Genomic DNA, 12600 nt, shown 5'->3' with positions numbered 1-12600 from the left:
CACCATCGGGACATGGCCGAGCGCAAACCCAGAGTCACCGACTGGCGACTCGTCGTGCAGTCCCGGTTGGACCGGGTCCGCGCGGATCTGGCTGCCCTCGGCCCGTCCGACCCGGTCGATCCCGAGGGCGACGTGTGGCGCCGCACGGCCGAATCGCAGGCCGCCGTGGTCGAGGAGATGCTGAGCTCCCGCGAACCGTGGTGGCGCATGCTGCCGTCGTGGTGGTCGGGCTGGTACATCGAACGGGCGTGGCGCGCCCTGCACGAGGCCGAGGTGGCGACGATCTCGGCCGAGCGCGGCTTCCTGGGTCGCCTGCCCGGCCTGCGGGCGCGGGTGGCGCAGTACCTCGACGAGGACGACCCGCGCCGCCGCGGCCTGGAAGCGTTGCGGCCGGGGGAGTTCACGCCCGCGGTGGAACGGGCCATCGTCGTGGACGCGTTGCGCGCGGCCTACGACAACTCGGACTTCGCCCACGCGGGCTCCCGCGCGCTGCGCAACAAGCTGATCGCCGCGTCCCTCGTGCTGTTCGTGATCAACACGGTGCTCGGCGTCGTCGGCATCGTGAAGCCGGGCATCATCCCGCTGTGCGTCGACCCGAAGGAGAACGCGCTCCCGACGGTCTGCCCCGGCGGCACTGCGAAGGCGTCCGGAGTGGACGTCTGGCTGGTGCAGGTGCTCGGCGCGTTCGGCGCGGTGCTGGCCGCTGTGGTGCTGCTCTTACGCCGCCGGCCATCGCTCTCGCCGTATGTGATGATCGGGTACCAGGCCCTCATCAAGATCATGCTCGGCGCGGCACTGGCGGTGGTCGGGATCCTGGCGCTCGGCGCGGGCGTCACGAGCGGCCTGATCGGCATCCCGTCGGCGGCGGCCCTGCTGCTGTGGGCGGTCATCTTCGGTTACGCGCAGCAGATCGGCACGCGGCTGCTCGACAAGTACACCGACGAGGTGCTGGACCAGGCGAGGCCGCTGCCGGACGCGGACGCGCCTCGGGTGGCGCCGCGCTGAGTGCGGTGTCGCGGCCGCGCTTTTCCGGCCGCGCTACGCCGCAGCCGGAGCGCTAGCCGCGGGAGCCCCGCCCCTGCGACTGGCTCTCCTCCCGCACGGCGTTGATGACGTCGGCGTCCCACCGGTGCGTCCGGATCAGCCGGTACCGCTCCGCCGCGACCCACATGTACGCCTCGGTCTCGGTCCTGTCCCTGATCATGTCGGCCTGCCGCAGCATCGCCACGACGGGCCGGTACTCGTCGGCGTACCACCGGCGCGCCACCTCGGCGCGGTCGAGGAACTGGCCCGTGTCCTGCATGAGCCGGAAGCCCCACGCCTCGACGTGCTCGCCGAGCTGCGCGTAGTGCCACGGGTCGGACAGGACGACGGCCGCGCGGGCCTCGCCCGACAGGGGGACTCGTTCCAGGAAGAGGCGGCGGTAGTCCTTCACGATCAGGTCGCCGCGGTAGCGGATGCCCGAGGAGTTGAGGCGGGTGATCACCTGCGTCACGTACGCGTCGATCACCTCCAGGCCGAGGGCGTGCGCGACCGAGACGCGGTGGTGGCCGTCGATGATGAAGTGCAGCTCGCCGACCCGGTACACCTCGATCGGCGGCACGCTCTCGCCTCGGCGGGCGGCCAGGGCGAGGCGTTGCCAGCGTTCGCGGACGCGGCTCGAGGTCGGGCGGAAGCGGCGGTCGAAGTCGCGGGTGCGGTCGACGCTGCCCACGATCGAGTCGAGCCTGATCGACTGCAGGCCCAGGCGCTTCTCCGACGCCATGCCGAGCGCCTCCACGACCTCGTGGAACGGCAGCATGATGTTGACGTCGTCCGGCTCGCGGCGCAGCCACGTGGCCAGGCGCGACATCACCTGGCTGCGGCGGGCGCGCTGGAAGTCGTTCTCGGCGTCGGCCGCGGGGAAACCGGTGTCACGCCTCATCGCGTCCTCCTGGGACGTCGAGCACCTTCAGCGGAACGACGTTGACCACGCGGGTGGTGCCCAACGAGCGGTCTGGGCGCACGTGGCCGTGCGGGTGGATGTGGCCGTGCAGCATGAACGAGGGCTGCAAGCGCGAGACGAGCGCACCGAGACATTCGAAGCCGCGGTGCGGCGCGTCGGGTTCGTCGCCGCAGTCGCGCGGCGGTGAGTGGGTCAGCAGCACGTCCACGCCACGTCCGTCCCGCAGCCTGCGCCAGCCGGCCAGCCGGGACACCCGGCGGGCGCGGCGGGCCTGCTGCCGTTCCGTCCACTGGTTCGGGCCTTTGTTGTAGCGGATCGAACCACCGAGACCGGCGATGCGCAGCCCGGCCACGTCGACCACGCGTTCGTCCGCGTTCACCGCACCGGTTGGACCTGGCCAGCGCACCGGCACGCCCGCCTTGGTCCACAGGCCGCGCACGTTCGAGTAGCCGGACAGGTCGGCGTCGTGGTTGCCCGGCACGAACACGACGGGCTTCTCCAGCGCGTTGGCCAGGTGTTCCAGGTAGTCGAACGGCAGGTCGCCCGCCGCGAGCACCAGGTCCACACCCGCGTACTGGTGCACCTGGTCGGTCCACAGCTGCTCGACCACCTCGTCCGCGACCGCCAGAATCCGTGCCATCCCAGCAGCGTAATGAGGTCTTTCACCACATGACGGGCGGCGGAGCTGCCGTTAGCGTGAACACCGTGCTTGCCGAGCTGTTCGCCGCGGCCGCCCACGGCTGCCGCGACCGCAGTCCGCTGACCCAGCGACTCCTCACCGACGCCGCCGCCGACCTGGAGCGGGGCGGTGTCACCGCCAGGATCATGGCGGGCTCCGAACGCGACCGGGAGGGCACGGTGCCGGGCCTGCGGTTCGCGGGCGCCGTCCACCGGCTCGTGCTCGAAGGACGCGCGCCGGCCCTCGCGAAGCACTACCCGACCGCCGGTGGCCGCCCGGACCTGCCCGCGTTGTGGGAGGACGCGGTGCCCGCCCTCACCGAGCACACCGACCTGCTCCGGCAGCGGATCCAGGCCACCGTCGTGCAGACCAACGAACCCGGCCGCAGCGCACCCCTCTACGGAGGACTGGCGGTCGCCGCGCAGGAGGCCGCGAAGGCCGCCGGCCGGCACGTGCCGTTCTGCGTGCGGCTGCTGGAGGTCGGCGCGAGCGGCGGGCTCAACCTGCGCCCGCACCACGTCGGCTACCAGCTCCCGGACAGGGTTCTCGGCGATCCGGACAGCCTGCTGGTGCTCGACCCCGGGTGGACCGGCAGGCCGCCCGCGGACCTGGACCACCGGCTGCGCGTCGTCGGCAGGGCGGGCTGCGACCTGCACCCGGTCGACGTGTCCACAGAGGACGGACGGCTGCACCTGAGCTCGTTCGTCTGGGCGGACCAGGTCGACCGGTGGAACCGCCTGCGCGACGCCCTCGACCTCGCCGCGACCGATCCGGTCCGCGTCGAGCGGTCGCCGGGCCCGGAATGGCTCGCGAAACAGCTCGCCCGGACCGAACACGACGTGCTCACCGTCGTGTGGCATTCCGTGGTGTGGCAGTACGCCTCGCCCGCGGACCGGGCGATGGGCAGGGCCGTGCTGGCCGACGCGGCCGCGAAGGCGACGCCCACGACACCGTTGGCACTGCTGGTCTTCGAACCCCGCAGGAGCGACGACCCGGCCGAGGTGTACCGCTTCGAGCTGCTGCTCAAGCTGTGGCCCGCCGGGCTCTCGCTGAACCTCGGCCACGGCGCGGGGCACGGCACGCCGTTCACCTGGGACGTCACCCCTTGGGAGTGACCACCGGGTTCACCACGTACCGCCCGTCCTGCAGTTCCACGGGCAGCCGGAACTCCGCGCGCGTGCCGGCGTGCGAGTACGCGACGACGATCGCTCCGTCGCGGTAGGTGCCGCTTTCCACCTGCGCGGTCTTGAAGTGGTCGACCGTCGACTTGGCGACGTCCTCACCACCGACCGCGAGCAACGGCTCCAGCCGGTGGAAGTCGTGTGCCCGCAGGGCGTTCGTCACCTCGGCGGCGAGCCGGTCCGGCGACTCCTCGCCGGGCTCCGGCCAGAACGCGATGGACGCGAAGACCATCAGCAGCCAGCCCACGGCGAACACCATGATCCAGAACCGCAGGTTGGTCAGCTGCCTCCGCACGTCAGGGCGTTCCGCTGATCAGCACGAACACGGTGGTGATCCAGCAGAGCAGGAACGCGAGGATCCAGAAGCGGATGTTGGTCAGGATTCTGGTCATGACAGGGCCCTCCTACAACGAACAAAGCGAGCGAAAACGGGGCTACAGCCAGCGATTTCGGCGCAGTATTCGGTAGAGCGTGAGGCAGGCGACGAGGACCAGGCTCATCACCAGGGGATAGCCGAACTTCCACTTCAGCTCGGGCATGTAGTCGAAGTTCATGCCGTACACGCCGACGACCATGGTGGGCACGGAGATGATCGCGACCCACGAGGTGATCTTGCGCATGTCGGTGTTCTGCTGCAGCGTGATCTTCGCGAGCGTCGCGTCGACCAGCGTCGTCAGCAGTTCGTCGAACGCGGTGACGCGCTCGGAGACCTCGGTGAGGTGGTCGTCGACGTCGCGGAAGAACGCCCGCACCTGCTCGGGGATGAGCGGCGTGTAGCCCTCCGCCAGGCGGCGCAACGGGTTCGCGAGCGGCATGACCGCGCGGCGCAGCTCCACGACCTCGCGCTTGAACATGTAGATCTGCTCCGCGCTCACCTCGGTGCGCGGTGCGAAGACCCGTTCCTCCATGCGGTCGATGTCGTCCTCGATGTGGTCGGTGACCTCGAGGTAGTTGTCGACCACCTGGTCGGCGATCGCGTGCATCACCGCGGACGGGCCGATCTCGAGCCGCTCCGGGTCCTCCTCCAGCACGTGCCGGAGCTTGGACAGGCCGGAGTGGTTGCCGTGCCGCACGGTGATGACGAAGTCCTTGCCCAGGAACACCATGATCTCGCCGGACTCGACGATCTCGTTGGCGGTGTCCGGGTGCTCGTTCGTCACGTAGCGCACGGTCTTGAAGACCATGAAGAGCGTGTTGTCGTACCGCTCGAGCTTCGGGCGCTGGTGCGCGTGCACCGCGTCCTCGACGGCGAGCTCGTGCAGTCCGAACGTCTCGGCGATGCCCTCGATCTGCTCCGCGTCCGGCTCGTGCAGGCCGATCCAGACGAAGCCGTCCTTGCGCTTGCGCACCTCTTTGACGGCGTCGGTGTGCGTCCAGCGGCCCGGCAGGCGCTTGCCGTCGACGTACACCGCGCAGTCGACGACGTAGTGCGACAACGGCACGGGGACGTGCGGCACTTGCCCGACGGGGCCGCGCTGGGAGCCTCGTCCGCGGATCGAGGGCAGGCTGGGCATGGTGAGTTCCTCCAGGTACACACGCCGACGTGTTGTGCGGAAGCACGACGGGCGTCCTGACCCGGTGGAACTGGAACGTTCTAGACGAACCTAGAAGGCCACCTCGGTGAGGACGCGCTTGGTACTGGCAGGGTGGGGGTCCTTGCTCATTTAGGGGTCCTCACCTCCTCGGGGCGAAGTCACTGGTGGTGGAAATCCTCACACACCGGTTGCCGAGGGTACTCCCCCCGCGTAAAGACTGTCTCCCCACCTGACACAGATCTCGATCACACGTAGCTGGAGGCGCGGTGCAGTTCGGTCGGTACTACGAGGAGTTCGAGGTCGGCGCGGTCTACAGGCACTGGCCCGGCAAGACGGTGACGGAGTACGACGACCACCTGTTCTGCCTGCTGACGATGAACCACCACCCGCTCCACATGGACGTGAACTACGCGGAGAACACGACGGACTTCGGCAAGAACGTCGTCGTCGGCAACTACATCTACTCGTTGCTGCTGGGCATGTCCGTGCCCGACGTCTCCGGCAAGGCGATCGCCAACCTGGAGATCGAGTCGCTGCGGCACGTGAAGCCGACGTTCCACGGCGACACGATCTACGGTGAGACGGAGGTGCTCGACAAGACGCCGTCCAAGTCGAAGGACGACAGGGGCGTCGTCTACGTGGAGACTCGCGGTTACAAGCAGGACGGCACGGTCGTGTGCATCTTCCGGCGGAAGGTCATGGTGCCGAAGCAGTCCTACGGCGAGGCTCGCGGAGGCGAGCAGCCGGGGCGCCCTGAACCCAAGGAGTGAAGTGACTTCTCTGGATCTGGCACAGCGACGTCTGCGTGAGTTCGCGGAGGAGGCCGCGGCGATCTCGCCGCTCTACAAGCACCTCGCGTCCCGCGCCGCCGCCGATCCGGAGGTCGCCGGCCTGCTCACCGCCGCCAGCGAGGACAACGCCACGGGCGAGCTCCTGCTGGCGGCGGCGCACCGGCTCGTGCAGGCCGAGCCGTTCCATCAGCTCTCGAACTACTACCCGTCGCTCGGCGGGACCTACGGCGCGGACGAGAGCACCTGGCCGTTGTTCCGGGACTTCCTGCTCCAACGCGCCGACCGCGTGCGGGCGCTGGTGAGCTCGCAGGTCGTCCAAGCGAACGAGGTGCGGCGCGCGGCCCTGCTCTACCCGGCCGTCGCGGCCGCGGCGAAGCAGGCGGGCGGGCCGATCGGGCTCGTGGAGGTCGCGACGACGGCCGGTCTGCTGCTCGGGCTCGACCAGTACTCGTACCGCTACCAGACCGCGGAGGCCGGGCAGGTCGTCGCCGGGCCCGCGAAGGCCGCCCTCGGCCTGCACTGCGCCCTGGAGCTCGCTCCCGGCGCCGCGCTGCCGAAGCTGCCCAAGACGGTCAAGGTCGCCGCGAAGGCCGGGATCGGGGAGGCCCCCGCCGACCTCGCCGACGAGGACGCCTACGCGTGGCTGGAGGCCTGCGTGTGGGCCGACCAACCGGAACGGCTGCGTCTGTTCGGGGTGGCGTCCGGAGTCCTGCGCAAGAACCCGCCGCGCCTCGTGGCCGGTGACCCGGTCGCGGACCTCGCGAAGGCCGTCGAGCCGATCGACGCGCCGCTCGTCGTCATCACGAGCGGGTCCGGCCTCGACCTGGTGCCCGCATTGTCGGCTTTGGGCAGACCTGTCTGGTGGGCCGCGCACGAGGCCGGTGAGCTGCGGTTGGTCCGAATCGGTGATTCGGGCGCGGAGACGACCGTTCTGGCGACGACCGAGGCCCACGGGCAACGTCTTGTTTGGCGGTGAACGCCCGTCCCCGATCGCGTGAACCCTGATCAGGCCCTGGGCAGGCAGTTCCAGTCGGAGAGCGCTTCCACGAGCCCGTCGGTGGTCGGAAGTGTGTCCAAGGTCGCACCGTCGACCCAGGCGACATCCGATGCGTCGTCGCCCGCTCGGAGCACACCCGACGTGACCTGGCATTCGTAGTCGAAGATCTGGAAAACCCCGTTCGGGGCCGGTCGCTCCACGTGGCCGACGAGGCGTCCGACGGTGACGGAGAGTCCCGTCTCCTCGACCAGTTCCCTAGTCACAGCCGCCTCATCGGTCTCACCCGGCTCCACGCGCCCACCCGGTATCGACCACATGCCCTCACCAGGCGGATTGGCACGTCGCACGAGCAGCAGTCGCCCGAACGAGTCATGAACGACGGCTCCGACGCAACGGATCGTGCGCTTGCTGCTGGGCGTCACGATCACGAAGCGTAGTCACACCGGAACGGCGGTGCAGTTCGCTACCCCGGCTGCGGTACAAATCTCCCAAGGTGCTGAATCGTGCTGTACAACGGTCACGAACGGCGCCAAACGGGTGCGACGCGGACGGGGTGGACACCGTGAACTTGAAGAAGATTCTCACTTTCGCTGGAATCGCCTTGCTGCTCTTCTTCCTCATCGCGGAGCCCCAGCAGGCGGCCCAACTCGTGCAGAACATCCTCAACTCGCTGCGAACTGCGGCTGAGGCCCTGATCACCTTCGTGCGACAATTGTTCTAGGCCCCACGGGTTCGCCCGGGGCAGGACTGAGCACTGGCTGGCATCGGGAAAGGGCTGGTAGCGCATGTTCGCACCACGTGATCCGGACGACTACCTCCTGCCGAGCGAGCGTCGGGTCATCCGTGTGCGCAGGCACTGGTCCTACCTGATCTGGGACGTCCTGGAGGCGGCGGCGCTGCTCGCCGGCTTCATGATGATCTCCTACCTGCTCCCGGCGGACGCCGGGTTGCTCCAGAACGTGCTCTGGTACGGGGCTCTGCTCGTGCTGCTGCGCGTGGCGTACTTCATCATCGAGTGGTGGGTGGAGCGCATCGTCGTCACCGACAAGCGCTTCATGCTGACCTCGGGCGTCTTCGAGACCAAGGTCGCGATGATGCCCATCACCAAGGTCACCGACCTCACCTACGAACGCACCGTGGGCGGGCGCATGCTCGGCTACGGCACGCTCATCGTGGAGTCGGCGGGTCAGATCCAGGCGCTGAACCGCCTGGAGTTCCTGCCGAACCCCGAAGAGGTCTACGACGCCATCTCGGAGCTGACCTTCGGCGACAAGAAGGCGCAGGCCGAGCGGTTCTCGATGATCAAGGCCCAGCGCGCCGCGCGCGGCAAGAAGATGGTCCCGTAACACCGGTCGTGCACCACGTCGTCCACACTGGACGACGTGGTCATCGATCTGCACACCCATTCGTCCGAGTCCGACGGCACCGACAGCCCCGCAGACCTGGTGAGGGCCGCGGCCCTCGCGGGGCTCGACGCGGTGGCGATCACGGACCACGACACGGCGGCCGGGTGGGCCGAGGCCGAGGCGGCGCTGCCGTCGGGCCTGCGGCTGGTGCGCGGCGCCGAGCTGTCGTGCTCCTCGGCGGACGGCTACGGCCGCACGATCACCGTTCATCTGCTGGCGTACCTCTACGACCCGACGCACGCCATGTTGATGAAGGAGCAGTCACGCCTGCGTGAGGAACGGCGCGCGCGGCTGCAGAAGATGGCCGAGATGATGCAGGCCGACGGCTTCCCGATCGACCCGGTCGACCTGATGTCCCGCCTGCCGTTCGACGCGCCGGCCGGACGCCCGCACCTCGCCCAGGCGCTGATCCGCGCCGGCGTGGTCACGTCGGTCGACGAGGCGTTCGCGACGTTCCTGACCGGCGGCCAGTACTACGTGGGCCGCACCGACACCCCCGTCGAGCGCGCGATCGAGATGATCACCGAGGCGGGCGGCGTGACCGTGCTGGCCCACCCGTTCGCCCGCTCCCGCGGCCCCGTCGTGGCGCCCTCGGTCGTGCAGTCGCTCGCCTCGATCGGCCTGGCCGGCGTCGAGGTCGACCACCCGGACCACGACCTCGAGACCCGGCGGTCGCTGAGGTCGCTCGCGGACTCGCTGGGGCTGATCGTCACCGGGTCGAGTGACTACCACGGCACGAACAAGACCGTGCGGCTCGGCGCGGAGACGACGGCGCCCGAGATGCTGGATGCTCTGGCCGAGAGGGCGACGGGCTGCAAGATCCTCGTCGGATAAGGCGGTGTTCGCGTGTTCAACCTGCGGCTCTTCATCGAGGCCTCGATCACCCTGCTGGTGATCATGGACCCGCCCGGCACCGTGCCCGTGTTCCTGGGCCTGGTGGGGCGCAAGTCCCGCGAGGCCCGCAAGAGGGCCGCACGGCAGGGCGTGCTGGTGTCGTTCCTGGTGATCACGCTGTTCGCCGTCGCCGGCAACTCGATCCTCGCGTACATGCACATCGGCATCCCCGCCCTGCAGGGCGCGGGCGGGCTGCTGCTGTTGCTGATCGCGCTCGACCTGCTGACAGGCAAGGGCGCGACCAACCACCCCGAGGTCGAGGACGTGAACATCGCCCTCGTGCCGCTGGGGACGCCGCTGCTGGCCGGGCCCGGTGCGATCGCGGCGACGATCGTGTTCGTGCGCCAGGCGGACGGTGCGTGGGGTTCCTACTTCGCGCTGGCCGCGGCGATCGTGGCCGTGCACCTCGTGCTGCTGGGGACGCTGCGGTCCGCCGGCCTGCTGATCAAGGTGTTCAAGGAGAGCGGCATCCTGCTGATGGCCAAGATCGCCGGTCTGCTGCTGGCCGCGATCGCCGTGCAGCTCGTCGCGTCGTCCGTGCAGGGCTTCATCACGTCGGGCGTCTAGCGCTCGATGCGCGCGCTGTCGCCGTCGATGATGATCGGCCGTTCGATGAGGCTCGGGTTGGCGACCATGTGTTCGATCCACTTCGCGCGGTCGTGTTCGAGGGTCGCGGGGTAGGCGGCCTCCTTCTTGCGCGCGATCTCCCAGGGCTGCTTGTTCAGCAACTCGAGGACGTGGTCGAGCTCGTCGGGGGTGGGCACGTCGTCGAGGTAGCGCCGTTCGGTGTACTCGACGTTGCTCTCGTCGAGGCGCTGCTTGGCCGCGCGGCTCTTCGAGCAGCGGGGGTTGTGCCAGATCTCCATGCGGTTGATTTTCTGTCAGGGTGGCTGAGTAACTTGGCCGGGGTGGAACAACTCGGCTTCGACTTCGGCACCGCGGCACCACGTCGGCTCGTGCGCGTCACGCCCGCGAAGCTCGCGACGTGGACGGACTGCCCGCGCCGCTTCCGGATGACGTACCTCGACCGCCCCTCACCACCCCGAGGCGGCGCCTGGGCGCACAACACGCTGGGCGCCGTCGTGCACAACGCGCTGAAGGCCCTGTTCGACCTGCCGGCCGAGCGCCGCACCCCGGACCAGGCCGTGGCCTTGGTCAGCCGCCAGTGGAAGTCCGAGGGCTTCCGCGACGTGGACCAGGCCGCCGAGTACCGCACCCGAGCCCAGGGCTGGGTCCACGAGTACGTCTCGTCCCTGGACGTCGACTTCGAACCACTCGGCGTCGAACGCTGGGTGTCCTCCCCGACGGAGCGCATCGTCGCCGAGGGCCGCGTGGACCGCATCGACCACCGCGACGGCGAACTGGTCATCGTCGACTACAAGACCGGCCGCCACGTCCTGACCTCCGACGACGCCCGAGGCTCCCAGGCCCTGGCGCTGTACGCGCTGGCGGCCCGCCGCACGCTGCGCAAACCGTGCCGCCGCGTCGAACTGCACCACCTGCCGTCCGGCTCGATCGCCGTGTGGGAGCACACGGAGGAGTCGCTGGCGCGGCACGTGCGGCGGGCGGAGGAGGCGGCCGACGAGATCGACCTGGCGACGGAGACGTTGAAGGCGGGTGGGGACCGGGAGGTGCTGTTCCCGCCGGTGACCGGGCGGCAGTGCCAGTGGTGCGACTTTCGGCGTAGTTGTGCGGAGGGGCAGGCGGCGGCTCCCTCGTTGGAGCCTTGGGCGCTGTTGGCGCCTTAGTTTGGTGGCGGTCTCCGGCTCGCTGCCGCTCCGCTTGGCTGCCGCTCCTTCTGGGCGGTCGTCCCGGCTTGCCGTCGTGTGGCCCGGAAGGGTGCCTGGAGTGCGGCTTTTGCCGTAGCCGCGGCGGGGGCCGTCCGGGTCATGCCTGCCCGCGCACCCCCAGCCCCGTAGGGTGGCGGGAGTGGACGTGGAAGCAGCAAAGCGGCCGTCGCGGACCTACGGACTCCTGCGCGCCGTGAGCGGTGTGCTCGCGGTGGGCTTGGTGCTGCTCGCCCTGGGGAACATCGGCGTCCAGTTCTACGCGAACTCCCGCGACCTGCCGGGGCCCGGCACGTTGTCCGTGGTCGCGCACGTGGTGGCGGCGTTGCTGGTGGTCGCGGCGCAGATCGTGGCCGACCGGTACGCGGACTGGAAGGCGCCGGTCGCGTCCGTCGTGGTGCTCGTGGTCACGGGCGTGACGTTGTGGACGTTCTGGTGGGCCTAGCCCGAGGTTGAGTCGCGGCGCGCCGCCGGCCGAGGCCGCGCCGCGCCCCAGCAGGTCGGCTCAGGACGTCAGCCACGCCCGCCAGGTCGGCAGGAGCGTGGCGATGAGGTCCAGCGGCGCCTCGGTGTTCGGGGAGTGCATCACGCCCGGCAGCACGGCGAAGTCCGCGTCCAGGCGTTCCGCCATGTCCCGCTGGGCGGCTGGGGTCCAGGCGTCGTCCGCGTCGCCGCACACCACCAGGCACGGCGTGCCCGAGGAGCGGAGGGCTCGGGCCAGTTTGGCCACCTGGTCCGGTTCGAAGCGCAGGCCGTTGGCCATGCCCAGGAGGGCGGCGGCGTTCGACTTGAGGAACCTCGCGCGGTAGAAGTCGCGCAGCTCCTGCGGTAGTGCGGCGTAGGCCGGGTTCTGGTGCGACCGCAGTTCGTTCAGCCTCTGGGTGCCCTCCACGCCCTGTTCGGCCAGGACGTGCTCGCCCACTTCCAGGACGGTGCGGCGTTCGCCTGCCGGGATTTCCGCGGGGCCCGACGACATCAGGGTCAGGCCGGTGATCGGGGCGCCCGCGAAGACCGCGGCGCGTACCACCAGGCCGCCGTAGGAGTGGCCCAGCAGCAGGACTTTCCGGCCGTCCGCGGCGATCTTGCCGATCAGCTCGGCGATGACCGAACCGAGTGGGCCGGGGCGGTAGAGCGCCTCGTCGTCCGGGCCCGCCGAGTCCTGCTGGCCCGGCAGGTCCAGGGCGACGACCTCGAAGCCCGCGTCGGCGATCGGGTCGATCATCGGTGCGAAGTCCTCTTTGGACCCCGTGTAGCCGGGCACCAGCAGCACGGTGGTGCGCATCGCGTCGTCGCCCATCGCGGGCGCGCGCAACGCGGCGATCGTGCCGTGGCGGCCCTGGAAGTCGACGCGTTGCGCTCGGTGCGGACTGATCTGCGAGTACACG

Annotated in this window: 17 protein-coding genes; 10 read left to right on the top strand and 7 right to left on the bottom strand. The window is 69.8% G+C overall.

Features of this window, described 5'->3' with window-relative positions:
* The first annotated feature begins 12 nt into the window (after positions 1–12).
* A complete protein-coding gene (locus ND450_RS27365) occupies positions 13–1005 on the top strand; it encodes a hypothetical protein (RefSeq protein ID WP_253321455.1) in 993 nt (330 codons plus the stop codon).
* 52 nt (positions 1006–1057) lie between these two features.
* Here the strand turns inward: ND450_RS27365 and ND450_RS27360 are convergent, their stop codons facing one another.
* Both ND450_RS27360 and ND450_RS27355 read right to left on the bottom strand, forming a co-directional pair.
* Positions 1058–1924: a chromosome partitioning protein ParB gene (locus ND450_RS27360; RefSeq protein WP_253321454.1), complete on the bottom strand. Its 867-nt coding sequence runs from the start codon at positions 1922–1924 to the stop codon at positions 1058–1060.
* Positions 1914–2585, bottom strand: a complete 672-nt coding sequence (locus tag ND450_RS27355) for a metallophosphoesterase (protein WP_089909853.1) — start codon at positions 2583–2585, stop codon at positions 1914–1916. The genes ND450_RS27360 and ND450_RS27355 overlap by 11 nt, the downstream gene beginning before the upstream one ends.
* A 56-nt stretch (positions 2586–2641) precedes the next feature.
* On the opposite strand from ND450_RS27355, the gene ND450_RS27350 reads away from it, so the two are divergent.
* On the top strand, positions 2642–3739 hold the full coding sequence (locus tag ND450_RS27350) for a DUF2332 domain-containing protein (protein WP_253321453.1): 1098 nt from the start codon (positions 2642–2644) through the stop codon (positions 3737–3739).
* On the opposite strand, the gene ND450_RS27345 is transcribed toward ND450_RS27350, so the two are convergent.
* Positions 3723–4100 carry a hypothetical protein gene (locus ND450_RS27345; RefSeq protein WP_253321452.1) on the bottom strand — a complete coding sequence of 126 codons (378 nt, stop codon included), beginning with the start codon at positions 4098–4100 and terminating at the stop codon, positions 3723–3725. The genes ND450_RS27350 and ND450_RS27345 overlap by 17 nt on opposite strands.
* 139 nt (positions 4101–4239) lie before the next feature.
* Positions 4240–5319: a magnesium/cobalt transporter CorA gene (gene corA, locus ND450_RS27340; RefSeq protein WP_253321451.1), complete on the bottom strand. Its 1080-nt coding sequence runs from the start codon at positions 5317–5319 to the stop codon at positions 4240–4242.
* Positions 5320–5606: 287 nt separating this feature from the next.
* On the opposite strand from corA, the gene ND450_RS27335 reads away from it, so the two are divergent.
* Together ND450_RS27335 and ND450_RS27330 are read left to right on the top strand one after the other, a co-directional pair.
* A complete protein-coding gene (locus tag ND450_RS27335) occupies positions 5607–6110 on the top strand; it encodes a MaoC family dehydratase (RefSeq protein ID WP_253321450.1) in 504 nt (167 codons plus the stop codon).
* Position 6111: 1 nt separating this feature from the next.
* Entirely contained in the window at positions 6112–7107 is a 996-nt protein-coding gene (locus ND450_RS27330) for a DUF2332 domain-containing protein (RefSeq protein WP_253321449.1), read from the top strand.
* A gap of 29 nt (positions 7108–7136) precedes the next feature.
* On the opposite strand, the gene ND450_RS27325 is transcribed toward ND450_RS27330, so the two are convergent.
* Entirely contained in the window at positions 7137–7550 is a 414-nt protein-coding gene (locus tag ND450_RS27325; protein WP_253328009.1) for an NUDIX hydrolase, read from the bottom strand.
* A 140-nt stretch (positions 7551–7690) separates the two neighbouring features.
* On the opposite strand from ND450_RS27325, the gene ND450_RS27320 reads away from it, so the two are divergent.
* The 4 genes from ND450_RS27320 to ND450_RS27305 all read left to right on the top strand — a co-directional run bounded on the left by ND450_RS27320 (position 7691) and on the right by ND450_RS27305 (position 9995).
* Entirely contained in the window at positions 7691–7849 is a 159-nt protein-coding gene (locus tag ND450_RS27320) for a hypothetical protein (RefSeq protein ID WP_170067890.1), read from the top strand.
* 64 nt (positions 7850–7913) lie between these two features.
* Complete coding sequence (locus ND450_RS27315; RefSeq protein ID WP_253321448.1) at positions 7914–8474, top strand: PH domain-containing protein; 561 nt, start codon at positions 7914–7916, stop codon at positions 8472–8474.
* Positions 8475–8510: 36 nt separating this feature from the next.
* Positions 8511–9368: a PHP domain-containing protein gene (locus ND450_RS27310; protein ID WP_371927419.1), complete on the top strand. Its 858-nt coding sequence runs from the start codon at positions 8511–8513 to the stop codon at positions 9366–9368.
* Between the two features lie 12 nt (positions 9369–9380).
* A complete protein-coding gene (locus tag ND450_RS27305) occupies positions 9381–9995 on the top strand; it encodes a MarC family protein (protein WP_256557314.1) in 615 nt (204 codons plus the stop codon).
* Here ND450_RS27305 and ND450_RS27300 read toward each other — a convergent pair.
* On the bottom strand, positions 9992–10294 hold the full coding sequence (locus tag ND450_RS27300; RefSeq protein WP_253321447.1) for an ArsC/Spx/MgsR family protein: 303 nt from the start codon (positions 10292–10294) through the stop codon (positions 9992–9994). The genes ND450_RS27305 and ND450_RS27300 overlap by 4 nt on opposite strands.
* 42 nt (positions 10295–10336) lie before the next feature.
* On the opposite strand from ND450_RS27300, the gene ND450_RS27295 reads away from it, so the two are divergent.
* Together ND450_RS27295 and ND450_RS27290 are read left to right on the top strand one after the other, a co-directional pair.
* Entirely contained in the window at positions 10337–11176 is an 840-nt protein-coding gene (locus tag ND450_RS27295; RefSeq protein WP_253321446.1) for a PD-(D/E)XK nuclease family protein, read from the top strand.
* Between the two features lie 187 nt (positions 11177–11363).
* Positions 11364–11660 (top strand): hypothetical protein, encoded by a 297-nt coding sequence (locus tag ND450_RS27290; RefSeq protein WP_143091445.1) that lies wholly within the window; start codon positions 11364–11366, stop codon positions 11658–11660.
* Between the two features lie 60 nt (positions 11661–11720).
* Here ND450_RS27290 and ND450_RS27285 read toward each other — a convergent pair whose 3' ends face one another.
* Positions 11721–12599, bottom strand: coding sequence for an alpha/beta fold hydrolase (locus tag ND450_RS27285; RefSeq protein ID WP_253321445.1), 879 nt, complete (start codon positions 12597–12599; stop codon positions 11721–11723).
* Position 12600 lies beyond the last annotated feature (1 nt).

The sequence above is a fragment of the Lentzea sp. HUAS12 genome, assembly GCF_024125735.1.
In the GTDB taxonomy this organism is placed as follows: Bacteria; Actinomycetota; Actinomycetes; order Mycobacteriales; family Pseudonocardiaceae; genus Lentzea; species Lentzea albida.
Note: the sequence above shows the minus strand (reverse complement) of the source record. Positions and strands in the feature narration are given on the sequence as shown.